This is a genomic window from Thermosynechococcus sp. GLH187 (assembly GCF_031583395.1).
Lineage (GTDB): Bacteria > Cyanobacteriota > Cyanobacteriia > Thermosynechococcales > Thermosynechococcaceae > Thermosynechococcus.
Genome location: NZ_CP134175.1, coordinates 1,157,270 through 1,180,729, shown reverse-complemented (window position 1 = coordinate 1,180,729; position 23,460 = coordinate 1,157,270). Strand labels below are relative to the sequence as shown.

The window sequence follows — 23,460 nt, the reverse complement described above, 5'->3', positions numbered from 1 at the left end:
GCCTATGGTTGTTTGGTTGTCATCTTTTTTACATACCGTAGAGCCATTACTAGTACCAATTTGTTTTTGTGTTGCTTGGCTGCTGCTGGCAATCATGGTGTGGAATGTGTGGCAATTCACCCAAGAAGGGCTGGCGATCGCCCGCCGCTTACATCAAATTCCCTGTTCTCGCTGTCGTTTCTTTTCAGGAGACTATCGCCTCAAGTGTTCCCTACATCCCGATTGGGCAGCAACGGAAGCCGCCATTCAATGTCCCGATTATCATTTTGAATAGAGGACTGAGAGACCGAATTTATTCCTACAGGGAGTTGGAAGAGGGGTCACCTTGTTACCACAGTATCCACAATTGGTCATCTCCACAGAGGCCAGCACCTATATCGTCCCTCTTACCCAAGGCAATTCATGGGTGATTGGTCGAGGTAAAGACTGCACAATTGTTTTAGCGGATCGCTGGTCTTCCCGTCGCCATGCCATGATTCAGCGTCTGGATAATGACGATTATTATCTCATTGATTTGGGGAGTCGTAATGGCTGTGTGCTAAATGGTCAAATGATTCAGGTGCCGACGCTCCTCAAAACGGGCGATCGCTTTATTATCGGCAAAACAACCCTTGAATTTCGTACCGATGAGGCTGTCTCCACCACCCCGCCGGATGCTCCTCTTGCCCTTCAACCCACCATTCTCATCATTCAACCCCCCGGCATTCAAGTACAAATTTGGCAAGAATTGCTGCGTAGTCAGGGGTTAGAAGTTATCGTTGAATCGGGGCAAATCAATAGCCGCCGCATTATTAGTGATTTTGTGACCGTGATGCAGCGCAACCCTGACCTGTTGCTCCTTGATTCGCAACTGGAAACCCCGGATATTGGTAACCTTTTGAATTGGATCAAGGCAACCTATCCCAAGCTGCGCAGTTTCATTATTGACCGCTACGACAACCACATTTCCCCCATGCAGCGACAATGGGCAGTAGAACATGGGGCAATTGATTGGCTGCCCGCACTGCCCGATGAAAATCTCACCATGTTTGGGGCAGAAATTGCGGCTCAATTACGGCGCATTCTCAAGGCCTTGGGACGCAACAAACTAGAGCAAGACAAGCTCGCAGTGGCTCTCTTGAATCTGCAATTGGCGACCAATGATGATTTGCCCTCCCAGTTGCTCAGTGAGTATGTCAATCGTCCGCCCTTTCCCCCTGAATAGTTGGCAGTTGATCCACCTGAAAATACTGGTGAAAGCGCTCAGTGACTTGGAGGATGTAGGAGCGACTTTGGCTATCCCGCCGCCGCTGAATAAACCCAAGGGTGAGGAGTTCTTGAATGTGTTGGTAGGCACTGGATCCCCGCAGTTCAATCACCTCTGGTTGGCGAATGGGGCCACGAAAAGCAATCAGGGCTAATGTGCGCTGTGCCGCAACCCCCAATTCAACGGGGACAAGGGACTGAACCAATTCTTGAAAGGCGGGCTTGAGTTGCAGGCTGTATCTATCGTCAATTTGGACAATTTCAAGGGCCGTTTGGCGATGGGCATAGTCGTTGAGTAGCTCAATCAGTGCCAGTTCAACGGCCTCAGGAGCAGTGGCGGCGAGGGTTGCTAGTTCAGCAAGGGTGAGGGGCTGCGCCTTCAGGTAGAGAATGGCCTCCACCCGCATCGTTAATGTACGCAGGTCAGTGTCCCTTTGCATAGCTATTGCCAGCGGAACAGGGCAGCTCCCCAAGTTAACCCCGCACCAAAGCCAGCGGTGGCAATTAAGTCTCCGGGTTGAATATGCCCCTGTTGAATCGGAGCCGTCAGGGCAAGGGGAATTGAGGCGGCTGAGGTATTGCCACACTGCCCCACATTGCTAATCACCTTTTCCTGAGGAATGCCCAAACGCTCAGCCACAGCGTCAAGAATGCGTTGGTTTGCCTGATGCAGCACCAGCCAATCAATGTCCTCAGCCGTACAGGCAGCGCGGTGGAGAGCTTTTTCAATCACTTCGGGAACTTGGGTGACGGCAAAGCGATAAACTTCACGGCCATTCATGGCAATGGGGGCAAAGCCCCCTTGGGCGATCGCCAGCTGCTCCCCTAGAGATTGAGGGGTTCCGGCAAAGGCAAGGGTGAGGTGCTCATTGAGACGGCCATCACTGCGCAGCTCAAAGCTCAAAAGCTGATCCACGTCACTCGCTTGCAACACCATTGCGCCGGCGCCATCGCCAAAGAGAATGCAGGTGCGGCGATCGCCCCAATCCACCCAGCGCGACAGAATATCACCACCAATGACCAAGGCACTGCGGTAGGCACCGGTGCGCAAATACTGAGCCGCCGTAACCAAGGCAAAAAGGAAGCCAGAACAGGCAGCCGTTAAGTCAAAAGCCACGGCATTTAGCGCACCAATGCGAGTTTGCACCAAGCAGGCGGTGCCAAAGAGATCATCGGGCGTAGAGGTAGCCAAGATGATTAAATCGACTGCTGTGGGTTCTAGGCCCGCCATCTGTAGGGCTGCGCCTGCCGCTTCGCTGGCCAAATCCACAAGGCGCTGGTCAGGAGCTGCCACGTGCCGTTCTTGAATGCCGGTACGGGATTGAATCCACTCATCAGACGTATCCACAAGGGCACTGAGGTGGGCATTGGTCAAGCATTGACGGGGGATTGCCGCGCCCACGCCGCTAAATTTAACGCCCTGCACAGCCACTAAGCCTGATCCTCAACGGCAACGGCATGCTGGTAACAAGCTTGAATCCGCTCTGAAACGCGATGATCCACCGCTTCTTTGGCCAAGCGAATGGCATTAAAAATCGAAGGTGCTTGGGAACTGCCATGGCTAATGATGCAGATGCCATCCACGCCCAAGAGGAGGCCACCGCCATGTTCGGCATGATCAATGCGCTGTTTAATTTTGCGGAGATTGGGACGCAGCAGCGCCGTACCCAGTTGCCCGCGCCAGCCCCGAGGTAGCTCTTCGCGGAGAATTTGGACGAGGACACTACCCAAGGATTCAGCAAATTTAAGCAGAACATTGCCAACAAAGCCATCACAGACCACGACATCAAATTGTCCCGACAGGACATCGCGGCCTTCGGCATTGCCCAAAAAGGAGATTTGGCGATTTTGCCGCAGCAGTTGATGTGCCTTTAGGGCCAGATCATTGCCTTTGCAGTCCTCTTCGCCAATATTAAGCAAGCCCACCTTGGGATCTTCGACATCCAAGACGTACTGGCTGTAGATCGAACCCATGACCGCAAATTGCTCAAGGTATTTCGGGCGGCAGTCCACATTGGCACCGACATCGAGGACAAGAACGGATTTGCCGGGGATGAGGGTGGGTAAGACGGCACCAATGGCGGGGCGATCAATGCCAGGGAGTCGACCCAAGCGCAATAGCGCCGCAGCCATCGCTGCCCCTGAGTGACCAGCGGAAACAACCGCATCAGCCGCACCCGCTTTGACCAGATCCATCGCCACGTTAATTGAGGCCTTGGGTTTCTTTTTCAGGGCGGTCAGGGGTTCTTCCCCCATTTCCACAACATCACTCGCTTCGACAATTTGGGTCTTGGCTGTGGGGGCATGTTCATTGAGGTAGCGCTGAATGGGCACCGGATCACCCACAAGGAGGATATCGGCGTCTAATTCTTCACTGGCTCTGAGGGCACCGGCAACAATCTCATCGGGAGCATAGTCACCCCCCATGGCATCCACAGCAATCCGTGCACGAGTCATTGGCTGAACTCTTACGAGAAAATCCTTCAGAATTTTAGCAGATGACAGCCCTTTTCCTAAGAATGGCCAACAGCCAACACCGTCGGAATCAGTGTAGGACAGCCTTGGATGCAACTTCTAGGGATGGAACCCTAGATCAGTGCCTGTGCCGTTGTGGACATGGGCCAGTTGTTCATACTTACGGGCATGCTGACGTAGATCGGCGGCCTCAGTGTCACTCACTTCCCGCACCACCTTAGCGGGAATGCCCACAACCAAAGAGCGGGGGGGGACATCTTTGCTCACCACTGCCCCTGCACCGACAATACTGCCCGCTCCAACTCGAACGCCATTGAGAATCACGGCGCCAATGCCAATTAAGCAGCCATCTTCCACGGTTGCGCCATGAATCACCGCGCGATGCCCAACCGTCACCTCTTCCCCAAGGATCGTGGGTTGTCCCGGATCACCATGGAGGATGACGCCATCTTGAACATTGGTGTGGGCACCAATCTCGATGTACGCCACGTCACCGCGTAAAACAGCGCCATACCAAATGCTACAGCCTTCACCCAAGCGGACATCGCCAACAAGGGTGGCATTGGGGGCAATAAAGGCAGCGCGATCGCTGGCAACGGGGGGCCAAAAAGCACTAGGGGTAGTGATTACCATGGTTGATTCCAAGCATCAAAAAGCTAAACGACAGTTGCCAAATTGCGGGTAGGCCTGAAATGGGCTTACGGATTCGGGGTTGCTGGTGTCGTGGGTGCCGGTGAGGGTGTGACGGCTTCGGCGGTGGGGGGCACGGCTTCCTCGCGGGGGGGACGGCGTTCGGGCACTGGTAGATGGAAAAAGATCGCAGCCATGACGGCTAAGCTAGCAGCGCCAATCCCCAAAGGCATCAGTTGTTTGCGCAAAGGCACAGCAGGGGCGATCGCCTGCCGGGGGAGGGAATGGAATGTTGGTATCAGGGTAGGCAGTGTTTGGCTATCACTACAGAGTTGATCCAATGCCTCCACTAAATCCGCTAGCTGCAACCAAGTGAGCTGCACTTCTAGGGTTTCACCAGCGCCATTCTGGGCAGGGGTATCGGCATTTTCTGTAGGCGAGCCTTGCAATAGCTGGCGGGGAATATGCAGCACTACCTGATTAGAGGCCTGAATCTCGACCTGAATCGGGTACTGGGGCGATCGCCGTAACTTAACACCACTCAACCACGTTTGCGCTGCTGCAGGCACACTATTGAGCAATGCCACAAGGAATTCTTTCCCGCCCTTGACCCGCTGATTCTGGCCAATAATCTCCCACTCGCAGAGGGTGACAATATCCAACTGCTCTGCGCCGGCTTGACCACTCAGCCCTTCAATTCGCAGTGTGCAATTGGGCAATGAATACTGGCGTTGCAGCAGCATTAACTTACTTCCCCATCAAATAAACTAAACCAAAGGCGTTCCATGCCCTTTGTGCCTGCACAGAGCAGAAGTTGTGCCAACAGCTTTAGACCCAACTCATTGAGGGCTTGGTTATTTTTGTAGAGAAAGAGACCCGATCGCTGGAGGTTCATGCGTTTGCGAAAATGGCGGCGAAAGCGGTCTAAATACTCCGCCAAGGGGGCATAGGTTTCCGGGGGCAAATTTTGCGCCTGCAATTGATCCAACACCAAAAGTAAATGCCGCAGGATTGCCGTCTGCCGCCGCGCCACTTGCACAACCACTGCGGTGAGTGCCTTTGTTTCCGCTAAGGGCAAGGGGGTACGCTGGGTAATTTGGCGAAAGGGATTGGTGCAGCGAATTTGCCAAAATACGACCCGATTGGGGATCATCACTTGCAGTTGCAGATCTCGCAGCACTTGCAACATCAACTCAGAGGCATGCAAATCAACGCACTCTAGGGCAAGCAACAATAAGTCTAATTGCCAACGTGCCCGCCGAGGACACACACTCACCCCTTGGGGGTCGGGCAGTGCTGCCAACATCGGAGGTAATAGCTCAACTTCAGGGGATTCGATTGTTGCTGGCATTGAGTTTGCCGTTTCCATACTCTCTAGAGTGCTCACTATACAGCAATAATGACAGGACTCATGGTGAAATAGGCCTAAACGATCTTAGCCGTTTCTCCACTGACGACTGCCGCCTCTTTTTATATGTTGCCCACTGCGCTGATTTTTCGAAAAGCAGGCTAGACTTGAGGAGAACCACATGATTGTGAGGTTGCAATGAGTCAAGAGATTCCCCCCCCAGAAGCTTATGTGGTGCTTGGACTCGCTCATTGTTTTGTGCAGGTGGAGGGAAAACTCCAGCCCGTAGAGGTGATTGAGCCGATTCCCTCAGCGGCGTTGGAAGCCTTGCTCCATGGCTTGCCCACTTCTTATAGTGAAGCCCATGCCCTCACCTATGGTACAGCCCAAGATCCGCAGCAAGTGCAGCAGCAGTTTCCCCCCAGTGCCCATCTGTGTGATGACTATGGCGATCGCCTTGCAGCAGCCGCACGCACCTACATTGCCCGTCCCCAAAGTACCCGCCATATTCCCCTTGGCGAGACTTACCGCAACTTTAATACCTCCACAGAACGCAAACGGGTGCTCAACTCCGAGCGTATCGTTACCGCTGCCGACAATGTCAAACAACACGCCTACACCCACCAAGTCCTCTAACAAGTTGTCCTGATTCACGAAAGGAATGACCATGGTCAGTGAAGTGCAGCCCATCCCCGCAGCATCCCTTGACACGCCCCTAGAAAATGCGGTTGAGATTATTGAAACGGTGATTTCTAGTCTCCATCAGGGGGGCGCCCCCCTCGTTGGCCAAACGGACAGTGGCAAAATTTGGATGTTTCGCTATGGCAGTGCCGAGGTCTTTGTGCAGTTGAGTGGCCATACGGCGGAAGACTTTCTCACCATTTGGTCACCGGTACTGCCTCTGCCCGTAGCGGATGAATTGGCACTCTATCGTAAGCTCCTGACGTTGAACTGGCTCACCACCCTCGAGGCACACTTTGCCATTGCTGAAGACCAAGTCCAAGTCGTGGCTACCCGCACCCTAGGGGGGATTACTGCGGGTGAAATTTCCCGCCTAATTACGATTGTGGCGACACTCGCTGATGACTATGATGACGCCCTCAGGGCTGAGTTTAAGAGCTAATGAGGGCTTTCATATCCCGTACGGCTTGCACCATGCCCACAAGAACAGCGCGGCTGATAATCGTGTGGCCAATATTGAGTTCTTCAATGCCTTCAAGGCGGGCGATCGCCCCCACATTGGTGTAGGTCAGGCCATGGCCTGCATTCACCCGCAAGCCTAAGGATTTTGCTTGTTGGACACCATGAGCTAAAATTGCTAACTCTTGTTGTTGCGCCGCTTCCCCCTTGGCTTCGGCATAGCGACCAGTGTGCAGTTCAATAAATTGAGCCGTGGTTTTAGCGGCGGCTTCCAGTTGGGCCGGATCCGCGTCAATGAATAAACTCACAGGAATTCCTGCGCCTTGCAACGTTTGCACCACTTGGGTCAAGGGTTGCCGCTGACCCACCACATCTAGCCCCCCTTCGGTGGTGACTTCTTCGCGCCGCTCAGGTACCAACGTCACGTAATCTGGCCGAATGTCAAGGGCGATCGCCACCATTTCGGAAGTGGCAGCCATCTCTAGGTTCAAATGGGTGCGTACCGTTTGCCGCAGCAGGCGCACATCCCGCTCTTGAATATGGCGACGATCTTCCCGCAGATGTACGGTAATGCCATCAGCTCCCCCCAGTTCTGCCAAAACGGCTGCGGCTACGGGATCGGGTTCAACTGTGCGCCGCGCTTGGCGAATCGTTGCCACATGATCAATGTTGACCCCTAGGGTTGCCACTGCGATCGCTCCTTGTCGGAATAGAAGCCCAACCTTTCGGATAATACACCAAGGCAAGGTGCCATGTCGGTTGTCCGCGCTGGCCGTTTGCAACCTTTTGAGCCAGCCGATAGACTAACCCCCTAGGAGAGACAGGACAGTGGCTGATGACTTGGCGAGTACCCCGACGGCGGACTTTTGGCTGGTTTTATCCATGGCGAGGCGTGGATTGGCTGCTGTTAGGGGCTGTTTGGGCAACCACGGTCATTGGGGCGGTCTTCATCCACAGTAGTCAACTACACCTAGAGGAAAACGATAGTCTCCAGCATTTATTGGTGGGGGGGATGGGTACGATGCTTGCCCTGATCCTTGCCCGCGTTCCGGAATCAGTCTTTATGGGCAGTCATTGGGTCATCTACGGCCTGAGCTGTGCCCTGCTGCTAGCGGTTGATCTCGTGGGGGTCGAGGCCAAGGGAGCAGAGCGCTGGTTGGCGATTGGCGGCTTTAACCTGCAACCCTCGGAGTTTGCCAAAATCTCCCTCATTCTTACCCAAGCGGCACTGTTGCACCGCATTTCAGGCCACTCTCTGAAGGGCATTCTCAGTGTCTTTGCAGCCACCGCCCCCCCTTTTTTCCTAGTTTTGACGCAGCCGGATTTGGGCACGTCCCTTGTTTTCATTGCCATTACATTGACAATGCTCTACTGGGCGAATACCCCCGGCAGCTGGATTGTCTTGATGCTTTCCCCTTTGGTGGCAGCGATTCTCGTTGCCCTGCCTCTGCCCTACCAACTGAACCTGATCCTCTGGTTGGTGTGGACACTGGCGATGGCCGTCGTTGCATGGCGGAGCTTGCCCTTGGGCTGGGTCGGTGGCTTGGGGGGGCTGGTGCTCAATCTCGGGGGGGCTGGCTTGGGGCAGCTGCTTTGGAGCGTGCTCAAGGACTATCAAAAAACCCGTATTCTTATGTTTCTTGACCCCGACAAGGATCCCCTTGGGGCTGGCTACCACTTGATTCAATCGCGGATTGCCATTGGTGCTGGTGGGCTATGGGGGCGGGGCATTTTTCAAGGCACCCAGACCCAGTTGGGATTTATTCCCGAACAGCATACAGACTTTATTTTTTCAGCGATCGCTGAGGAGACGGGCTTCATTGGCAGTTTAGTTCTCCTATGCCTTTTTTGGTTAATCGGTTTGCGCTTATTGCAAATTGCCAATAGTGCCGGTCATGACTTTGGCTCGTTGCTGGCGATCGGTCTATTTGCCATGATCCTGTTTCAAGTGGTGGTGAATATTGGCATGACCATTGGTCTGCTCCCCGTGACAGGAATGCCGTTACCGCTGGTGAGTTATGGCCGCTCAGCCCTGCTGGCGACCTATCTTGGCTTAGGGATGGTGCTCTCCGTGGCGAATCATCGCCCGCGATCGCGCTACTAACCGAGGCGCTAGCGTCCTAGTTTATTCGGAATGCCCTCACAGCCACCGGGAATCGTTTCACGGGAGCGGCTACCACTCCAAGCACAGCAATAGTAGCGTTGTTCTTCGGAGAGGTTCTTGACATTGGTAAAGTTGACATCCTCGACCACTGCACCCGTCTGCGCCCCAGTGCGAAAGTTGGGAGGATGCAGGCGATCGCGGGGGCTGGCCTGATCAGCGGTGCCATAAAAGAAGCGAACCCGACTGAGATCGGCATTGGTGAAATCCGCCCCCTGCAAAATCGCCCCTGCCAAATTGGCTCGTGTCAAATTACAGTTGCGAAAGAGGGTGCCTGTGAGATTGGCATCACTCAATTCGGTCCAGCGCAAATCGGTACCACTGAGATCAGCGCCCGCTAGCATGCTGCCAAGGTTAATCACCCGCACACCATACTCAATGTCTTCCTCATAGCCACCCAGCCCATCAAAAATCGCCCGTCCCAGTCGGCGATCGCGCTTCAGCGGCGAGAGTAACTTTGCGCCTGACAAAAAGCGAATGATTTTGGCCTTGCCTTCGGCATCGAGCCCCCCCAAGATGGCAGCAGTGCGTCCCTCGGCGATCGCCCGCTCCGGCGGCCAATCCTCCAATAACCCCTCATCGTCAAGAATGAGATCGGCAATCCCTTGGAAATAACTGTCAATCGTTTGCTGTTGGGTAATGCGGTTTTGTTGCGTCGTCAAATCCCGCGAGATCACGTATTGTCGCCAAGCCACATAGGCGGCCAAGAGCGCCACCAAAATCTGTCCCAAGGCACCGAAGCCCTCCGCCAGTGCCCCCACCGCATCCCAATTCGTACCTTGAAAGCGTCCTCGAATCCAGTCCATGGCGCCAGTCATGGCAATGAGTGCCACCACCGTCAAACTCAGGCCCAGTGAGGCCAAAATGAACTGCCGTTGCTGTTCCGTGAGATCTTCAGTAAACCAGTGATAGGTCGAAGTCCAGACCAAGGGGAAACTCAGTCCCCCCAGCACCAAAGCAGCCACCACACCCACCGCATCCCAATCGAGTCCCCAAGCCAGCAAGACAGTGACCATGGCGATCGGCATCAACACCGAACGCAGAGACTGCCAACCCGTGCGCCAACGATTACGAGCGGCTAACACTTTACTGAGACGCAAAGCAGCCGCCGTTTGGTTGTCACGGAGGGTCATTTTGTCTTCGCCCATCAGGATTTGGCCTTAAAGGAGTTAAACCAATCATACAGACCTTTTTCCAAGGGGAGAACACACCCAAAACTGTGAACGTCAGCATTGGGATCGGATAGCCCGTCGATGTTTAGAAAAGCTCTGTCGGTAGAATCTTTCTTTGTTGCATCGTGTCCCCCCTTTCTCTCCTTAGAGAAGGCTGTACAATAATTCATAAAGTTTTCAGAAAACGTTTTGGGAGGTTATGGGTATGGATTGGCGTGTCCTGATTGTCCTGTTACCTGTCCTACTGGCTGCGGGTTGGGCAGTTCGTAACATTCTGCCCTATGCTGTCAAGCAGTTTCAAAAGCTCCTGCAAAAAGCCAAAGCAGCCTAGGACATTGATACGGCTGTATCCTCTGTGAAATTGTTGGGCAAGCGCTCCCCAAGGAACCAGACCAAGTGTGATCTTGGTTTTACTTCGGGGAGACTTTTTTATAATAGGAAGTATATTGTTAACTTTTGTAAATTAGCTTTCAGGTTACTGCCATGCCTTCCCTCGAACAGCTTGCCCATCAACTGGAAAGTCCCAATTCCCGCGATCGCCTGCTGGCGCTAGCCGCGCTACGGGATGTCCCCTCTGCGGATGCCGTACCCCTGATTAAAAAAGTCCTTTGGGACGAAAATCTACAGATTCGCTCAATGGCTGTGTTTGCCCTTGGGGTTAAATCCACACCGGAGTGCTTTGACATTCTGGTGCAGTTGCTCGAGAGTGAACCGGATTATGGTATTCGTGCCGATGCTGCGGGTGCCTTGGGCTATCTCGAAGATGGGCGTGCCTTTGAACCGCTAGTGCGCGCCTTTTATGAAGACACCGATTGGTTAGTGCGCTTTAGTGCTGCTGTGGCGCTGGGCAATCTTAAGGATCCCCGCGCGGTGGATGTATTGCGCTCGGCGCTGAAAAGTCAGGAAGTCGTGATGCTCCAAGGGGCGATCGCCGCTCTGGGGGAAATTGGCGATCCCAGTGTTGTCGAAGATATTTTGCCCTTTGTGACCACAGAGGATTGGTTGGTACGGCAACGGCTCGCTGAAGCTCTGGGCAATCTCCCTAGCCCGAAAACCCAAGCCGCTTTGGAATACCTCGCTAAAGATGAGCATCCCCATGTGGCGACGGCAGCCCAGATTTCTTTGCAACGCTTGCAAGAGCGACTTTCCTCCGAAGTTCAGGGCCCTGGCAATTGAGATCAAACTTTTTTGCCCACTGCGGTTTCTGCCACAACTCTCTAAACTGGAAAGAAAGGCGCGGCATCCGCAGTAACCTATCTCTATGTCTATCCGAATTAAATTTCTTCCTTACCTCGTGGCAGTGCTGGTCGGGGTGGTGGGTGCGATTATTCTTTCACAACTACATTTTGCGCTCTGGTGGGAGCCAGACCTGCTGACCCAACCGCCCCCCATTGTCGAGGCAGAACCAGAAACCACTACTGTTCAGCCCTTACCCCCTCCCCAAACGCCAGCCAACCCGCAACCGAATGGGCTACGCATCAGTAATCAAACGGCCTTTCCGGTGCGCGTGGTGTTGCTCGCTGCCCGCGATCGCGCCCATCCTAATGAAGGAGCAGTTCACTGGGATTTTGCCCCCATGGAGGGCAGTATTAAGGGATTACTATTAACGCTGCCAGAGGGCAAGCTGGCACTTCAGTCAGGGGATATTGTCCTTGCTTTCACGCTGGATGGCTCCAAACGCTACTGGGGACCCTATGTGATTGGTGAAAATAGCGAACTTCAGCGCGATCGCCAGACCCAAGAGTGGCAACTCACCCTCCGCCCCTAGCAGCAGGAAAACCAGAGGCAGAGGTCATCCCTTTTGTGATTGCTGTTTGAGTGTGGTTCTAGGGTGCTGCCTTAGCTATGGGTTTAGCCGCAGGGTGATGATTTTCTTGGGAGGTGGGGCGGGGTTGAATCACCCCATAGCCCCCATGATTGCGTTCATAGACCACGTTAATTTCTCCCGTATCGCGATTGCGGAAGACATAGAAGTCGTGATCCACCATTTCTAGGTGCTCAAGGGCTTCTTGGATACTCATGGGGGGCATGGCAAAGTATTTCATGCGCACGACTTGTTCGGGCAGTTGGGGGGTGCGATCGCCCACTAAGTCGGTCACCACTGCGGGCTCCACCACACTATTGGTGTCTTTAGCGCGGGACTTGTCTTGGCGTTTTTCTTTGAGTTTACGGAGTTTGCGCGCAATTTTGTCGGCAACGAGATCAATACTGGCGTAGAGATTTTCACTGCTTTCTTCGGCGCGAATGATGGAGCCATTGACAAAGAGGGTCACTTCAGCGGTTTGCTTGGGAGCAGTGCTACGGTTACGAGCCACGGACAGATGCACATCAACTTCATTAATCACATTTTGGAAATGATGGGTGGCTCGCTCAATTTTTTGGTTCACATAGCTGCGAATGCCATCCGTAATATCAATGTTTTTACCATGAATCACTAGCCTCATAGGGTTGCCTCCCCTGAGCAAAACAGATACATCTAAGGCTGATCTACTTCCACCCTAACATCTCCGTATCGGCGATTACAGGGTGTGCTGCCGCTCTTCACCTTTATTCGTGTTCTGTGATAATTCTTATCCTCTAGCTCTTGACAATCTGGCACCCCCTATGAAAACTGCCCTTGGTTGGCATTGTGCCTTGGGGATCATTCCCTACCGCGATGCTTGGCGCTGGCAACAGCAACTGGTGGCTGAGCGCTGCCACAATCCCACTGCCCGAGATGTCCTGCTCACTTTGGAGCATCCCCCCATCTACACCCTTGGTCAAGGGGCAACCACCGCCCACCTTCACTTTGATCCTGTGGCTACTGGCATTGAGGTCTTGCGCATTGAGCGCGGAGGCGATGTCACCTACCACTGCCCCGGCCAATTGGTCGCCTACCCGATTTTGAATTTACGCCGCCACCGCTGCGATTTGCATTGGTATCTCCACCAGTTGGAGGAAGTCGTGATTCAAACCCTAGGGCACTATGGCATTAAAGGGGAGCGCGTTGCTGGCCTTACGGGTGTTTGGGTAGAGGGGTACAAGGTGGCCGCAATTGGGATCAAGGTGACCCGCTGGATTACCTTCCACGGCATTGCCCTCAATGTGGTGAACGATCTAAAGGGCTTTGGGCGCATTGTCCCCTGTGGCATTGGCGATCGCCCCGTCGGGAACCTACGGCAGTTTTGTGCCAACATTACCCTAGAGGAGGTGCGCCAGCAGTTTGTGACGGCCTTTGGCCGTGTTTTTGCCCTCGAATTTGCCCCCAAAGCCCTTGCCGATCTCCTGATCCCCATCTCTAGTTGACAAACTTTAATCTTTATTTCAGGAATCGGCTGTTATGAATTGGCAACTTTCGGGGCACAATTTAAGTCTAAGTAGATTAGGATACAGGCCAACTCCCTCTCACCTGCTAGGCTAACGCTATAGGAACCTCAGCTTTATCAGTGCGAGTCGTCATCTTCATCGCGATAAATCTTTTATCTACATTCTTCCTTGCCAAATACTGTTTAGAATCTGTGCTGCTATGATGAACTCCGCTTCCAAAACCCCATCCCCGACACCCACTGTTAGCACCGATATGGTGCGCACCTACCTACAGGAAATTGGACGCGTGCCGCTGCTGACCCATGAGCAGGAAATTATTCTGGGTAAACAAGTGCAGCAAATGATGGCACTGCGGGAAAAACGCGAGGCTCTCACCAAGGAACTGGGACGTGAACCAACCTTTGAAGAATGGGCGGCGGCCTCTCATCTCACGCCGGCGGAATTGCGCAATCTCCTTAAGCGCGGCGAACGCGCCAAGCAAAAAATGATTGAAGCCAACCTACGGCTGGTGGTTTCGGTGGCCAAGAAGTATCAAAAACGCAACCTTGAATTGCTGGACTTGGTGCAAGAGGGCACCCTTGGCCTTGAACGCGGTGTGGAAAAGTTTGATCCCACGCGCGGCTATAAGTTCTCTACCTATGCCTACTGGTGGATTCGTCAGGCCATTACGCGGGCGATCGCCCAACAGGGGCGAACCATTCGGCTGCCCATCCATATCACTGAGAAGCTGAACAAGATCAAACGCACGCAACGGGAATTGGCGCAAAAATTGGGACGGAGTGCAACCCCTGCTGAGGTGGCAGCAGCCCTAGAACTCGAACCGGAGCAAATTCGTGAATACCTGACCCTTGCGCGCCAACCCGTTTCCCTTGATCTGCGCGTTGGGGACAATCAGGACACTGAACTCGGTGAACTGCTCGAGGATGACAGTCTTTCGCCAGAGCAATTTACTACGGTGGAGTCCCTCCGCGATGATGTCAACCTGTGGCTGGCGGAACTTACCCCGCAACAACGGCAAGTCCTCACCCTGCGCTACGGGTTAGGGAATGGCCAAGAGCTGTCCCTTGCTAAGGTGGGTGAACAACTCAACCTCAGCCGTGAACGGGTGCGGCAACTGGAGCGGCAAGCCCTTGATCATCTGCGGCGGCGGCGCCAGCAAATGTATGAATACTTGGCCAGCTAAGGCGTGGATTGAGGCGCTTGATCTGCAACCCCATCCAGAGGGGGGCTATTTCCGTGAGGTCTATCGCTCAGCAGGGAGTATTCCCGCAGCGGTTTTGCCTTCAGGTTTTCAGGGGGGCGATCGCCCCTACTGTACGAGTATTTACTTTTTGCTCCCCTCCACGGCCTGTTCGCGACTGCACCGCATTGCCAGTGATGAACTGTGGCACTTTTACACGGGCAGTAGCCTGACGATTCATGTGATTCTACCAACGGGCGAGTATCAGCCCCTGCGCTTGGGGATGAATATCGATCAGGGGGAGCAATGGCAACAGGTGGTACCAGCGGGAGCATGGTTTGGAGCAACGGTGGATGCGCCAGACAGTTTTAGTCTTGTGGGGTGTACGGTGGCGCCGGGATTTGACTTTCGCGATTTTGAATTGGGCGATCGCCAGCAATTGCAGCAGCAGTTTCCTCAGCACCAGAGATTCATTGAACGCTTGACGCCCTAGACATTAAAGAGCGTTTGCAAGCGGCGACGAATCCACTGCAAGGGGGGCAGGCTTTTGATTTCTTGGGAGTTCACGAGGCCGAGTTCTTGGAGAACCTGTTGTCGTGCCGCTAGCTCGTGGGCAATCTCTTCCGCCAATTGGGGTTGAGCTTGCAGCAGGCGCTGTACCGCTGAACGATGCACCACAAATAGAACTGTTTCTTCTAACGCCCGCACTGTGGCCGATCGCGGCATTCCCGTTAGCACTGAAATTTCGCCAAAGAAATCGCCCTCATAGAGGGTGGCTAAGATTTGATCCAACTGCTCAGAGCGCACTTCCACTGATCCCTCAAGGACAATGTAAAAGGCATCCCCCGGATCGCCCTCAGAGCAGATAATTTCCCCCACACCATAAAATTGACGATTGCCCAACTCAATCAGCATTTGCAATTCCGCATTGGAGCAGCGGGAAAAGCAACTGATATTGCGCAGTAAATCAGCAAGGGAGGGTTCGGTTTTGACCATTTCAGGAGCTACTGGCTCACTCACCGCTGCGGTTTCGGGCACACTGGCCACAGAACGGTGGTAGTAATGAGCCAAGGAGCGCAGTTCCCCCAAGTCGCGCAACCGCAAATCCAACTGGGGAAAAGGCACTTCAATCTGCCGCTGCCGTAATTCCTGCTCAATGAGAAAATTGAGGGCGCTTTTAATGGGTTCAGAATCTTGGGGGCGGTTAATCCACACCAGCAATTCAAAGAGGTAGGCATTCTCGCCAAAACCGCGAAACCAAACGCTGGGGGGTGGGGTGAGCAGGACGCGCGGATCCTGACGGGCGGCACTGAGGAGCGCTTCGGTCACCAGAACCGTATCACTGCCATAGGCGACACTCACAGGGATATGGATACGGCTATCGGGACTACCGTAACTCCAGTTAACGACGTTCTTTTCAATAAAGCGGTTGTTGGGGACAATCACGTACTGGCTATCATTGGTGCGGATAATCGTAGCGCGAATTGAAATTTTCTCCACCGTGCCCAGCAGGCCATCCACTTCAATAAAATCGCCGACTTTAATCGGATGTTCCAACAAAATCGCTAAACCGCTAATAAAGTTACTGGCGAGGGTTTGCAAACCAAAACCAAAACCGATCCCCAAGACCCCCGCTAACACCGTCAGGGAACTGAGGTCAATGCCCGCGGTTTGCAGAACAACAATAAAGCCAATAAAGCTGAGGCTATAGCTAACCACACGGGTGATGGTTTCTTGGCTACCGCGATCCACCCGTAACTGCATGAGAATCCGACTCTTGAGCCACTCGCTCACCCAGCGGGAGGTAAAAATCACTGCGAGGGAGAGAAAGAGAATTAAAAAGAGAAAGTTTAGGGTAATTTGCGTCCGCCCCAACTCCATAAAGGGGGTGTTAAACACCACGGCCACCCGTTTGAGGAGAAACTGAATCGTGCTATCGATGCGCTCATGCCAAGGGGAAAGACTTTGAACCGATTGCAGAATCCAAGATAAAACGAGTGCCCAGAGTAAAATCCGCAGCGTCAGGCGCAATAGACTAGCGCCAAGGGAGAGCCAAGGCTGGGATTGTTGGCTGGCTTTTTGGTCAAGCCGCTGTTGCAGTTGATGAATCCCCAAGTTCAGCAGCAGCCAGTCCGTGAGCATCGCAATGCCAACAATCCCCACAATTTGAGCCGCTTCAATGAGCGCGACCCGCAGCCGTTGAGTTCGCGCCAGTTGAGCAATGAGAATACTTGAAGGGGCTGCTGCTAAAAATAAACTGAGGTACTTCATCATGGTCCTAAAGATTGTGCGCGAGCGGCTTTAATGACTGCCACCACGTCGGCATGTTTTCCATCCAACGCCCACACCAAAGCTGTCCAAGAATTCTGATCCTTGGCGTTGAGATCTGCACCTGCTGCAATCAGTTGTTTGACCGTAGCCGTCTGTCCTTTGGCTGCTGCGGCCATTAAGGGGGTCAAACCAAAGGTCGTTTGAGCGTTGACATTGGCACCGGCGGCTAACAGTTTCTCCACAATGGCGGTATGTCCACCGCCGGCAGCAGCCATCAATGGTGTCCAACCCTCGCTGTCCCCTTGGTTAACATCGACGCCGGCGACAATCAGGGCATTGACAATCTCCGTGTGCCCCAGTTCTGCTGCCAGTGCCAGCGCTTCCGTTTTCAACTCGATACCGTTGGCGATCGCCTCCTGGACAGCGGTTAGGTCTCCTTGCTCAATGGCGGTTTCAATTGCTGTCATCCCCTGCGTCATTGCCTGTAGCCTGCCTCTAATAAAGAAAAGATAATCTATCTGAGTTAAAATGAGGTCTGCATTGAGTTCAGGATCGCATGCAATGGATATTATCACGCTCGGTTGGGTGGGTGTTCTCAGTGTCTTTACGCTCTCGATCGCCTTTGTGGTGTGGGGTCGCCACGGCATGTAGCCACCTAGGACTGGGGCAATGACGGTTTCATTGGCGGATCTTCTGGTTCTGGTGGCCTTGCTGCTGCTGATTGTCGTCACTGGTGGCATTGGCTATCTGACTTTTGCGGAGTGGCGCGATCGCCGGCGGCTGCAAGCAGAGCAAAAAGAACAACAACGGGGGCGCAAGCGTTAATGGTTGCTCCTCTACGGCTTTTGGGCGATCGCCTCCTCAGTGCCCTGCAAACCGCACTTCCTTTAGATACCTATCCCCAGCCGCTCCTGCTGCCGGCCAGTCAAGCCAAGTTTGGCGACTATCAATCCAATGTTTGCCTGAGCCTCGCCAAGCAGGTGGGCAAAGCACCCCGTGAGCTAGCCCAAGAGGTGGTGGCACATCTCAATGTTGAGGATCTCTGTCAACCCGTCGAAATTGCTGGTCCGGGCTTTCTCAATTTTCGTCTCAAGCCAGACTTTCTGGCGCGCAGCCTGCAAGCCGCTATTGGGAGCGATCGCTTGGGGATTCCGCCAGCGCGAGAGCCACGCCGGGTGGTGGTTGATTTTTCTAGCCCCAACATTGCCAAGGAAATGCACGTGGGTCACCTGCGCTCCACGATTATTGGTGACTGCATTGCCCGCATTCTGGAGTTTCAAGGCCACAATGTCCTGCGGCTCAACCATGTGGGGGACTGGGGAACGCAGTTTGGCATGCTCATTGCCTACCTTGATGAGGTTTATCCCGACGCCCTCACAACCGCCAATGCCCTTGACTTAGGTGACTTGGTGACATTCTACAAAAAGGCCAAGCAACGCTTTGACAGCGATCCAAACTTTCAGCAGAAGGCACGGCAGCAGGTGGTGGCACTCCAGCAGGGAGAAGAACAGAGTCGCCGCGCTTGGCAACTGCTGTGTGAGCAATCCCGCCGCGAGTTTCAAAAGATCTACGATCTGCTGGATATTGAACTCACCGAACGAGGGGAGTCCTTCTACAATCCCTTTTTGCCCGCGGTGATTGAGGACTTAGCCGCTCTTGGCCTCGTGGTGGAGGATCAGGGGGCAAAGGTCGTCTTCTTGGAAGGCTTCACCAATAAAGAGGGGCAGCCCCAACCCTTAATTATTCAGAAGTCCGATGGGGGCTACAACTACGCAACCACGGATTTAGCCGCCCTGCGCTACCGCATTGACAAAGACCGAGCAGATTGGATTATCTATGTTACCGATGTTGGGCAGTCCACCCACTTTGCCCAAGTGTTTCAAGTGGCGCAGCGCGCGGGTTGGGTGCCGCCCCATGTCACGTTAACCCATGTCCCCTTTGGCTTAGTGTTGGGGGAAGATGGCAAACGCTTGAAAACCCGTTCTGGGGAAACGATTCGCCTGATGGATTTGTTGACGGAGGCGATCGCCCGCAGTCGAGCGGATTTAGAACAGCGCCTTGCCAGTGAAGGCCGTCGTGAATCTCCAGAATTCATTGACACCGTGGCACGGGCGATCGGTATCGGTGCTGTCAAATACGCAGATCTTAGCCAAAACCGCAACAGTAACTATGTCTTTAGCTACGACAAGATGCTCTCCCTACAGGGGAATACTGCTCCCTATTTGCTCTATGCCTATGTGCGTGTCCAAGGACTGACACGGCGCGGCGACATTGATTGGCGCACCCTCTCACCAGATACCCCCCTCTTCCTAGAGGATGAGACCGAGCAAAACTTGGCCAAGCACCTTGTGCAACTGGAGGAAACCCTCGACCTTGTGAGCGCTGAGCTATTGCCCAACCGCCTCTGCCAATACCTCTTTGAACTGAGCCAGCTTTTCAACCAGTTCTACGATCGCTGTCCCATCCTCTCGGCAACTGAGCCAACGAAGCAATCCCGTCTCACCCTTGCCTATCTCACTGCTCAGACCCTGAAGCTAGGACTATCCCTACTGGGGATTCGGGTTTTGGATCGGATTTAGCGCCTTCTCGCTAGACTGGGGCGCAGCACCAATGTTGTTTCTGGAATTTTCTAGAGTGTGGGAAGCCTGTTCTCTAACCTTTTGCTGGCGGTGATCTTCCTGCTGATATGGCCGCACATGTATCTCATGCAGTGTTATTTTCGGCTATTTCGCCGTGAGTTACCCAACAGCCTAGAACTGGGCGCTTTGTTCATCATGTTCGTCATGGCAGGGGGGACAGGTCTCGGTCTGCTAGGGGGTATCGCCGTGGGTTTGGGCCTATTGCCGTGGCTTTGGCCTGAGTTGGGTCAACTATGGCAAGGGTTAACGGTGGTCGCGATCTATTTTGTGAATTCGCTGATCTGGTTTGAACTCGGCTATCGCTGGGGTCAGTGGGAAGCAAAGCGTTAAGTCTCTTCACAGTGTTGAGCCTGTTTTATTCATGGGAAAAGGGCTGTAAGATACATTGGTTGTTTGTGCGATCGCGACAGCACAATGATTAAAAATGATATTTGGATTCGAGCCATGGCGGCTCAGGGCATGATTCAGCCTTTTGAACCGACACTGGTGCGGCGGGTGGCTGAGCAGCCCGTGATTAGTTTTGGCCTTTCTTCCTACGGTTACGATATTCGCCTCAGCCCGAAGGAGTTTCGTATCTTTCGCCATGTGCCGGGGACGGTGGTGGATCCCAAAAACTTTAACCCGGCAAATCTGGAATCTGCGCCCCTCCATGAAGATGCCAATGGTGCCTTCTTTATTTTGCCCGCCCATTCCTACGGTCTTGGGGTGGCGCTAGAACGCCTACAGGTTCCTGAAAATGTCACGGTTCTGTGTATTGGTAAAAGCTCCTATGCCCGTGCGGGGATTATTGCTAACCTGACACCGGCAGAGGCGGGCTGGCGAGGCCATCTGACCTTAGAATTCTCAAATTCTTCCAGTGCAGACTGTCGCATCTACGCCAATGAGGGAGTGGTGCAATTGCTCTTTTTTGAGGGTGAACCCTGCGATGTCAGTTATGAAACGCGGCGGGGCAAATACCAAGATCAGCCGGAGGCCGTCACATTGGCACGGGTTTGAGTGAGTTGCTGCAACAGCCGTTGGGGTCCATGGTGTCCCCATTGATAGCCTTGCTGAAGATAGGGGTCTAGGCGGCGGCGAATCTGTTGGTAGCCCCAGAAGATCACTCCCCCCTGGAGGACAACAGTCGTATTGACTCCCCAGAGTTCACTGCCGAAGGTCAAGCCTTGCCAACTGGAAAGATAAATCGCCGCATACCACAGTAAGACAAACTGACTCAGACTCCCAAAGGCCGGTAGGGGAAAGGGCACGGCATAGGCTTGGCACGCTTTGCGGATATAGGCAAGGGTACTGATTATCGCCAGCACGACATCGAAAAATCCCCCCGGCAGCAGCAGGCTACCCACCATCTGTGCGGTTAACCAAGACCATGCCGACGTGTCTTGCGTGCCAAGAGCTGCCCCGAGGTTCTGTTCAACTTGGCTGGCTTGGTGGAGAATTCGCAGGGCACGGGCTTGGGGAGCCTCCTGTTGTAACCACTGCTGAAGAAGCTGTCGCAGTTCTGGAATGCCTTGACCTGTTGTGCTGCTCACGGCAATACCTTCGGCCATTGGCGGGTAGAGATCCGCCTTGGTGAGAATGAGCTTGTGGGGAATCCTAAGGGTGTTTAGGCGATCGCGGGCTTGGCATTCGACGGGGGTAAGGCTGTCTTGGGTCACAAAAAGGACAAGATCGGCAGTCTCAACGGCACTCCATGTCATTTTTTCCCGTTCACTACCCGCGACTTCATCCAGCCCAGGGGTATCCGTGAGATCAACGATTTGATCTTGACAGTGCCAGCGAACCGTTCGCGGCCATCGAGTCGTGCCATGAAGGGCGCCCACGGGAAAAATCGCTTCGCCATAGAGGGCATTCAAAAGGGCGGACTTGCCGCGGCTCACCTGACCCAAGACAACAATGTGCCATGCACTCTGGTGGAGGCGATCGCGCAACTCATAGAGGGGCTGCCATTGGGCACTCAATTGCGGATGGTGCACCTGATGCCACGCGAGGAGTTCCTCTAGACATTTAGCCGTTATGTCTAGGATAGGGAGGCTACTCACGGCGAAGGAGCGACCAATTAGAGGCCACCACTAAACCAACCGCAGCAATTAAGACGACAGGAAAGGGAATTACCCACTGCCGTAGGTGCAATACGGCTTCGCTGAGCAGGAACAAAATAATAAAGCTGGCGATCGCAATCCCCATAGGCTAGCGACGGCGGCTGGGTTCTTCTAAAAAGAAGGCCTTTTCCCCACTGGGCAAGGTGGCATCGCGGAATGTCCGTACCCGTGCTAGGCGATCGCGCCCCCCGAGAATCGCATCCACTAACTTTGCCCCCCCGAGAATGGCTCGATCCAAACGGGTGATGAGTAGGCTTGCCCCGCTGAGGTTGGCATTGGTGAGATTGGCCTTCGTTAAATCAGCGTTATTGAGGACAGCCCCGCTGAGGTTGGCGCTGCTCAGGTTGGCACCGCGTAAATTGGCAGCATTGAGGTTTGCCCCCCGCAGATCCGCTCCCTGAAGATTCCGCCCCCGTAAGCGGGCATAGCTGAGATCACAGTTGGGGCAGTTGCCCGTGCGCCGCAGTTGTTCTAAATGGGCTGGATTGGCGGCCCAAGCAGGGGTACTGACTAGGAGCAGGAAAAGGGCAGGCGCAACCTTGGCAATCATCGCACTCTCTCAACGGTGTCTATACTGGACATCCTAACCTACGCCGGTTGTACCAGATTTTCAAGGCCATCCACCACCTTAGCCGAGAGAATTTTATCCCCTTGGCGCAGTTGCCGCAGGGTTTCTTCTCCCTCCACGACATAGCCAAAGACGGCATAGCGACCATCCAAAAGGTTCAGTCCTGCGGGGGTCAACTCCGGTTCAAAGAGCAAAAAGAAAAACTGCGAGGAACCACCATTGGGATCATCACTGGGTCGGGCTAAGGCAACGGTGCCATAGGCAGCAAACGGCAGCACAGGATGTTCGAGGTAACGACCCGCATCCTCAAGGGTGATGCCATAGAGGGGATACTTGTCGCCCTCCACCAGAATTTCAAGGGGAATGGCACGGTATTGGTTCGTTTCTGGATCAATAAAGCCCACCTCTGGCCCTGGGGGATCCCCTGCTTGCAGCACATAGGATTCCTCAGCACGGGTAAAGGGGAGGCCATCGTAGAAGTGGCGTTGTACTAAATCCACAAAGTTGCCGGCGGTCAGGGGGGCACTGTAACCATCGACAACAATCGTCAGGTTCCCCTTAGTAGTTTCCATTTCCACGGTGGCACGGCCCAGCAATCGCGGCAGGTGCTCGTAGCCCTTGGGAGGCGTATAGCTCACGTTTTGTACCATCATGGCCTCCAAGTCCCCCACTTTGTCGAGGGCAGCGGCTTTAGCGGGCAAGAGTTGGCTGCGATCTTTGGTTTTGGCGGCTTCCTGAAGTGTATCGAGGGAGGTCTCTAACTCCGCCAAGAGGGTTTTGGCCGCCTCCTGTTTCTCGGCAGGGATACTTTTGAGCAGTTCATCGGCGCGATCGCGAACAATGGCTTTCGCCTTGCTGATGTTACTGGCAATTTTTGACCACTGTTTGCCCCGCACCCAAAAAGAGATTTGTTCTAGATCCTTTTGCAGTTCTCGTACCGTTGGATTGTCAATCGGTAAGGCCCAACGGAGCAGCGCTTTGGGATCAGTAATGGCATTCCCTTGGGGCAGGGCAGCAATTAATGGATGGTCAACAGGCAGCGCGATCGCCAGTGGCGGCAGCAGGAAGGTTCCCAACCAGAGGAGTAGTATCACCAAAACAGCAAGCCAGCGTTTGCGTCGTTTCACCGTTTCTTCCCATGACCGTCTCCCCCCAGTGTATCGGACAGGGCGATCGCCCTCCAAGGGGGAGCTTTTCATTTTTATTTCATTTTCTTGAAGCTTCTG

31 protein-coding genes are annotated in these 23,460 nt (G+C 53.9%); 16 read left to right on the top strand and 15 right to left on the bottom strand.

Annotated features, from left to right (window positions below):
• Window positions 1-94 precede the first annotated feature (94 nt).
• Window positions 95-274, top strand: coding sequence for a hypothetical protein (locus RHI63_RS05550; protein WP_255521510.1), 180 nt, complete (start codon window positions 95-97; stop codon window positions 272-274).
• Between the two features lie 51 nt (window positions 275-325).
• A complete protein-coding gene (locus tag RHI63_RS05545; protein WP_225901666.1) occupies window positions 326-1,204 on the top strand; it encodes an FHA domain-containing protein in 879 nt (292 codons plus the stop codon).
• Here RHI63_RS05545 and scpB read toward each other — a convergent pair.
• The 6 genes from scpB to RHI63_RS05515 form a co-directional block, all read right to left on the bottom strand.
• The gene (scpB, locus tag RHI63_RS05540; protein ID WP_310821981.1) at window positions 1,176-1,685 is read right to left on the bottom strand and encodes an SMC-Scp complex subunit ScpB; all 510 of its coding nucleotides are present in this window, start codon (window positions 1,683-1,685) and stop codon (window positions 1,176-1,178) included. The genes RHI63_RS05545 and scpB overlap by 29 nt on opposite strands.
• 2 nt (window positions 1,686-1,687) lie before the next feature.
• Window positions 1,688-2,677, bottom strand: a complete 990-nt coding sequence (locus RHI63_RS05535) for a beta-ketoacyl-ACP synthase III (RefSeq protein ID WP_206201424.1) — start codon at window positions 2,675-2,677, stop codon at window positions 1,688-1,690.
• Window positions 2,677-3,702 (bottom strand): phosphate acyltransferase PlsX, encoded by a 1,026-nt coding sequence (plsX, locus tag RHI63_RS05530; RefSeq protein WP_206201423.1) that lies wholly within the window; start codon window positions 3,700-3,702, stop codon window positions 2,677-2,679. The genes RHI63_RS05535 and plsX overlap by 1 nt, the downstream gene beginning before the upstream one ends.
• A gap of 117 nt (window positions 3,703-3,819) precedes the next feature.
• Complete coding sequence (locus RHI63_RS05525) at window positions 3,820-4,353, bottom strand: gamma carbonic anhydrase family protein (RefSeq protein ID WP_206201422.1); 534 nt, start codon at window positions 4,351-4,353, stop codon at window positions 3,820-3,822.
• A 65-nt stretch (window positions 4,354-4,418) separates the two neighbouring features.
• A complete protein-coding gene (locus RHI63_RS05520) occupies window positions 4,419-5,093 on the bottom strand; it encodes a DUF4335 domain-containing protein (RefSeq protein ID WP_206201421.1) in 675 nt (224 codons plus the stop codon).
• Window positions 5,093-5,701, bottom strand: a complete 609-nt coding sequence (locus RHI63_RS05515) for a DUF3038 domain-containing protein (protein ID WP_225901665.1) — start codon at window positions 5,699-5,701, stop codon at window positions 5,093-5,095. The genes RHI63_RS05520 and RHI63_RS05515 overlap by 1 nt, the downstream gene beginning before the upstream one ends.
• Before the next feature lie 195 nt (window positions 5,702-5,896).
• Here RHI63_RS05515 and RHI63_RS05510 point away from each other — a divergent pair, with 195 nt between their 5' ends.
• Entirely contained in the window at window positions 5,897-6,334 is a 438-nt protein-coding gene (locus RHI63_RS05510) for a hypothetical protein (RefSeq protein WP_206201420.1), read from the top strand.
• 25 nt (window positions 6,335-6,359) lie between these two features.
• Window positions 6,360-6,821 (top strand): YbjN domain-containing protein, encoded by a 462-nt coding sequence (locus RHI63_RS05505; RefSeq protein ID WP_206201419.1) that lies wholly within the window; start codon window positions 6,360-6,362, stop codon window positions 6,819-6,821.
• Here the strand turns inward: RHI63_RS05505 and RHI63_RS05500 are convergent.
• Entirely contained in the window at window positions 6,811-7,527 is a 717-nt protein-coding gene (locus RHI63_RS05500) for a pyridoxine 5'-phosphate synthase (RefSeq protein ID WP_206201418.1), read from the bottom strand. The two genes, RHI63_RS05505 and RHI63_RS05500, sit on opposite strands and share 11 nt — an antisense overlap.
• A gap of 146 nt (window positions 7,528-7,673) precedes the next feature.
• Between RHI63_RS05500 and rodA the strand changes: the two genes are divergently transcribed.
• Window positions 7,674-8,942, top strand: a complete 1,269-nt coding sequence (gene rodA, locus RHI63_RS05495; protein ID WP_206201417.1) for a rod shape-determining protein RodA — start codon at window positions 7,674-7,676, stop codon at window positions 8,940-8,942.
• 8 nt (window positions 8,943-8,950) lie between these two features.
• Here rodA and RHI63_RS05490 read toward each other — a convergent pair whose 3' ends face one another.
• The gene (locus RHI63_RS05490) at window positions 8,951-10,132 is read right to left on the bottom strand and encodes a pentapeptide repeat-containing protein (protein ID WP_255521508.1); all 1,182 of its coding nucleotides are present in this window, start codon (window positions 10,130-10,132) and stop codon (window positions 8,951-8,953) included.
• A 238-nt stretch (window positions 10,133-10,370) separates the two neighbouring features.
• Between RHI63_RS05490 and RHI63_RS05485 the strand changes: the two genes are divergently transcribed.
• The 3 genes from RHI63_RS05485 to RHI63_RS05475 all read left to right on the top strand — a co-directional run bounded on the left by RHI63_RS05485 (window position 10,371) and on the right by RHI63_RS05475 (window position 11,939).
• The gene (locus RHI63_RS05485; RefSeq protein ID WP_149817644.1) at window positions 10,371-10,502 is read left to right on the top strand and encodes a photosystem II protein Y; all 132 of its coding nucleotides are present in this window, start codon (window positions 10,371-10,373) and stop codon (window positions 10,500-10,502) included.
• A gap of 152 nt (window positions 10,503-10,654) precedes the next feature.
• The gene (locus RHI63_RS05480; protein WP_206201415.1) at window positions 10,655-11,347 is read left to right on the top strand and encodes a HEAT repeat domain-containing protein; all 693 of its coding nucleotides are present in this window, start codon (window positions 10,655-10,657) and stop codon (window positions 11,345-11,347) included.
• A gap of 85 nt (window positions 11,348-11,432) precedes the next feature.
• Window positions 11,433-11,939: a hypothetical protein gene (locus RHI63_RS05475; protein ID WP_302679059.1), complete on the top strand. Its 507-nt coding sequence runs from the start codon at window positions 11,433-11,435 to the stop codon at window positions 11,937-11,939.
• Between the two features lie 58 nt (window positions 11,940-11,997).
• On the opposite strand, the gene hpf is transcribed toward RHI63_RS05475, so the two are convergent.
• Complete coding sequence (gene hpf / locus RHI63_RS05470; protein WP_302676538.1) at window positions 11,998-12,615, bottom strand: ribosome hibernation-promoting factor, HPF/YfiA family; 618 nt, start codon at window positions 12,613-12,615, stop codon at window positions 11,998-12,000.
• A gap of 160 nt (window positions 12,616-12,775) precedes the next feature.
• On the opposite strand from hpf, the gene lipB reads away from it, so the two are divergent.
• The 3 genes from lipB to RHI63_RS05455 all read left to right on the top strand — a co-directional run bounded on the left by lipB (window position 12,776) and on the right by RHI63_RS05455 (window position 15,150).
• Entirely contained in the window at window positions 12,776-13,456 is a 681-nt protein-coding gene (lipB, locus tag RHI63_RS05465; RefSeq protein WP_206201412.1) for a lipoyl(octanoyl) transferase LipB, read from the top strand.
• Window positions 13,457-13,676: 220 nt separating this feature from the next.
• Entirely contained in the window at window positions 13,677-14,660 is a 984-nt protein-coding gene (locus tag RHI63_RS05460) for an RNA polymerase sigma factor, RpoD/SigA family (RefSeq protein WP_315862901.1), read from the top strand.
• Window positions 14,641-15,150, top strand: a complete 510-nt coding sequence (locus tag RHI63_RS05455; RefSeq protein ID WP_206201411.1) for a cupin domain-containing protein — start codon at window positions 14,641-14,643, stop codon at window positions 15,148-15,150. The genes RHI63_RS05460 and RHI63_RS05455 overlap by 20 nt, the downstream gene beginning before the upstream one ends.
• Here RHI63_RS05455 and RHI63_RS05450 read toward each other — a convergent pair.
• Window positions 15,147-16,931, bottom strand: a complete 1,785-nt coding sequence (locus RHI63_RS05450) for a mechanosensitive ion channel domain-containing protein (RefSeq protein WP_206201410.1) — start codon at window positions 16,929-16,931, stop codon at window positions 15,147-15,149. The genes RHI63_RS05455 and RHI63_RS05450 overlap by 4 nt on opposite strands.
• Window positions 16,928-17,395, bottom strand: a complete 468-nt coding sequence (locus RHI63_RS05445) for an ankyrin repeat domain-containing protein (RefSeq protein ID WP_310438420.1) — start codon at window positions 17,393-17,395, stop codon at window positions 16,928-16,930. The genes RHI63_RS05450 and RHI63_RS05445 overlap by 4 nt, the downstream gene beginning before the upstream one ends.
• Before the next feature lie 94 nt (window positions 17,396-17,489).
• On the opposite strand from RHI63_RS05445, the gene petN reads away from it, so the two are divergent.
• The 5 genes from petN (at window position 17,490) to dcd (ending at window position 20,563) form a co-directional block, all read left to right on the top strand.
• A complete protein-coding gene (petN, locus tag RHI63_RS05440) occupies window positions 17,490-17,579 on the top strand; it encodes a cytochrome b6-f complex subunit PetN (RefSeq protein WP_011056671.1) in 90 nt (29 codons plus the stop codon).
• An 18-nt stretch (window positions 17,580-17,597) separates the two neighbouring features.
• Window positions 17,598-17,753: a hypothetical protein gene (locus tag RHI63_RS05435; protein WP_206201408.1), complete on the top strand. Its 156-nt coding sequence runs from the start codon at window positions 17,598-17,600 to the stop codon at window positions 17,751-17,753.
• The gene (gene argS / locus RHI63_RS05430; protein WP_310821979.1) at window positions 17,753-19,507 is read left to right on the top strand and encodes an arginine--tRNA ligase; all 1,755 of its coding nucleotides are present in this window, start codon (window positions 17,753-17,755) and stop codon (window positions 19,505-19,507) included. Before RHI63_RS05435 ends, argS begins: the two co-directional genes overlap by 1 nt.
• A 57-nt stretch (window positions 19,508-19,564) precedes the next feature.
• The gene (locus RHI63_RS05425) at window positions 19,565-19,897 is read left to right on the top strand and encodes a hypothetical protein (RefSeq protein ID WP_310743493.1); all 333 of its coding nucleotides are present in this window, start codon (window positions 19,565-19,567) and stop codon (window positions 19,895-19,897) included.
• Window positions 19,898-19,981: 84 nt separating this feature from the next.
• Entirely contained in the window at window positions 19,982-20,563 is a 582-nt protein-coding gene (gene dcd / locus RHI63_RS05420; protein ID WP_181496856.1) for a dCTP deaminase, read from the top strand.
• On the opposite strand, the gene RHI63_RS05415 is transcribed toward dcd, so the two are convergent.
• Genes RHI63_RS05415 through RHI63_RS05400 form a run of 4 tightly spaced genes read right to left on the bottom strand, consistent with a single transcriptional unit; the run spans window position 20,530 to window position 23,433 of the window.
• Window positions 20,530-21,606 carry an Era-like GTP-binding protein gene (locus RHI63_RS05415; RefSeq protein WP_206201405.1) on the bottom strand — a complete coding sequence of 359 codons (1,077 nt, stop codon included), beginning with the start codon at window positions 21,604-21,606 and terminating at the stop codon, window positions 20,530-20,532. The two genes, dcd and RHI63_RS05415, sit on opposite strands and share 34 nt — an antisense overlap.
• Window positions 21,599-21,751 (bottom strand): hypothetical protein, encoded by a 153-nt coding sequence (locus RHI63_RS05410; RefSeq protein WP_190278162.1) that lies wholly within the window; start codon window positions 21,749-21,751, stop codon window positions 21,599-21,601. Before RHI63_RS05410 ends, RHI63_RS05415 begins: the two co-directional genes overlap by 8 nt.
• A gap of 3 nt (window positions 21,752-21,754) precedes the next feature.
• Window positions 21,755-22,216: a pentapeptide repeat-containing protein gene (locus tag RHI63_RS05405; RefSeq protein WP_206201404.1), complete on the bottom strand. Its 462-nt coding sequence runs from the start codon at window positions 22,214-22,216 to the stop codon at window positions 21,755-21,757.
• A 38-nt stretch (window positions 22,217-22,254) separates the two neighbouring features.
• A complete protein-coding gene (locus RHI63_RS05400; protein ID WP_310821978.1) occupies window positions 22,255-23,433 on the bottom strand; it encodes a peptidylprolyl isomerase in 1,179 nt (392 codons plus the stop codon).
• Window positions 23,434-23,460 lie beyond the last annotated feature (27 nt).

What these genes read in the sequence shown, in the direction of transcription:
- RHI63_RS05550 (WP_255521510.1), top strand. Translation starts at nt 95, where the DNA reads ATGGTGTGGAATGTGTGGCAATTCACCCAAGAAGGGCTGGCGATCGCC.
- scpB (WP_310821981.1), bottom strand. Translation starts at nt 1,685, where the DNA reads ATGCAAAGGGACACTGACCTGCGTACATTAACGATGCGGGTGGAGGCC.
- plsX (WP_206201423.1), bottom strand. Translation starts at nt 3,702, where the DNA reads ATGACTCGTGCACGGATTGCTGTGGATGCCATGGGGGGTGACTATGCT.
- RHI63_RS05525 (WP_206201422.1), bottom strand. Translation starts at nt 4,353, where the DNA reads ATGGTAATCACTACCCCTAGTGCTTTTTGGCCCCCCGTTGCCAGCGAT.
- RHI63_RS05520 (WP_206201421.1), bottom strand. Translation starts at nt 5,093, where the DNA reads ATGCTGCTGCAACGCCAGTATTCATTGCCCAATTGCACACTGCGAATT.
- RHI63_RS05515 (WP_225901665.1), bottom strand. Translation starts at nt 5,701, where the DNA reads ATGCCAGCAACAATCGAATCCCCTGAAGTTGAGCTATTACCTCCGATG.
- RHI63_RS05510 (WP_206201420.1), top strand. Translation starts at nt 5,897, where the DNA reads ATGAGTCAAGAGATTCCCCCCCCAGAAGCTTATGTGGTGCTTGGACTC.
- RHI63_RS05505 (WP_206201419.1), top strand. Translation starts at nt 6,360, where the DNA reads ATGACCATGGTCAGTGAAGTGCAGCCCATCCCCGCAGCATCCCTTGAC.
- rodA (WP_206201417.1), top strand. Translation starts at nt 7,674, where the DNA reads ATGACTTGGCGAGTACCCCGACGGCGGACTTTTGGCTGGTTTTATCCA.
- RHI63_RS05490 (WP_255521508.1), bottom strand. Translation starts at nt 10,132, where the DNA reads ATGACCCTCCGTGACAACCAAACGGCGGCTGCTTTGCGTCTCAGTAAA.
- RHI63_RS05485 (WP_149817644.1), top strand. Translation starts at nt 10,371, where the DNA reads ATGGGTATGGATTGGCGTGTCCTGATTGTCCTGTTACCTGTCCTACTG.
- RHI63_RS05480 (WP_206201415.1), top strand. Translation starts at nt 10,655, where the DNA reads ATGCCTTCCCTCGAACAGCTTGCCCATCAACTGGAAAGTCCCAATTCC.
- RHI63_RS05475 (WP_302679059.1), top strand. Translation starts at nt 11,433, where the DNA reads ATGTCTATCCGAATTAAATTTCTTCCTTACCTCGTGGCAGTGCTGGTC.
- hpf (WP_302676538.1), bottom strand. Translation starts at nt 12,615, where the DNA reads ATGAGGCTAGTGATTCATGGTAAAAACATTGATATTACGGATGGCATT.
- lipB (WP_206201412.1), top strand. Translation starts at nt 12,776, where the DNA reads ATGAAAACTGCCCTTGGTTGGCATTGTGCCTTGGGGATCATTCCCTAC.
- RHI63_RS05460 (WP_315862901.1), top strand. Translation starts at nt 13,677, where the DNA reads ATGATGAACTCCGCTTCCAAAACCCCATCCCCGACACCCACTGTTAGC.
- RHI63_RS05455 (WP_206201411.1), top strand. Translation starts at nt 14,641, where the DNA reads ATGAATACTTGGCCAGCTAAGGCGTGGATTGAGGCGCTTGATCTGCAA.
- RHI63_RS05450 (WP_206201410.1), bottom strand. Translation starts at nt 16,931, where the DNA reads ATGATGAAGTACCTCAGTTTATTTTTAGCAGCAGCCCCTTCAAGTATT.
- RHI63_RS05445 (WP_310438420.1), bottom strand. Translation starts at nt 17,395, where the DNA reads ATGACAGCAATTGAAACCGCCATTGAGCAAGGAGACCTAACCGCTGTC.
- petN (WP_011056671.1), top strand. Translation starts at nt 17,490, where the DNA reads ATGGATATTATCACGCTCGGTTGGGTGGGTGTTCTCAGTGTCTTTACG.
- RHI63_RS05435 (WP_206201408.1), top strand. Translation starts at nt 17,598, where the DNA reads ATGACGGTTTCATTGGCGGATCTTCTGGTTCTGGTGGCCTTGCTGCTG.
- argS (WP_310821979.1), top strand. Translation starts at nt 17,753, where the DNA reads ATGGTTGCTCCTCTACGGCTTTTGGGCGATCGCCTCCTCAGTGCCCTG.
- dcd (WP_181496856.1), top strand. Translation starts at nt 19,982, where the DNA reads ATGATTAAAAATGATATTTGGATTCGAGCCATGGCGGCTCAGGGCATG.
- RHI63_RS05410 (WP_190278162.1), bottom strand. Translation starts at nt 21,751, where the DNA reads ATGGGGATTGCGATCGCCAGCTTTATTATTTTGTTCCTGCTCAGCGAA.
- RHI63_RS05405 (WP_206201404.1), bottom strand. Translation starts at nt 22,216, where the DNA reads ATGATTGCCAAGGTTGCGCCTGCCCTTTTCCTGCTCCTAGTCAGTACC.
- RHI63_RS05400 (WP_310821978.1), bottom strand. Translation starts at nt 23,433, where the DNA reads ATGAAAAGCTCCCCCTTGGAGGGCGATCGCCCTGTCCGATACACTGGG.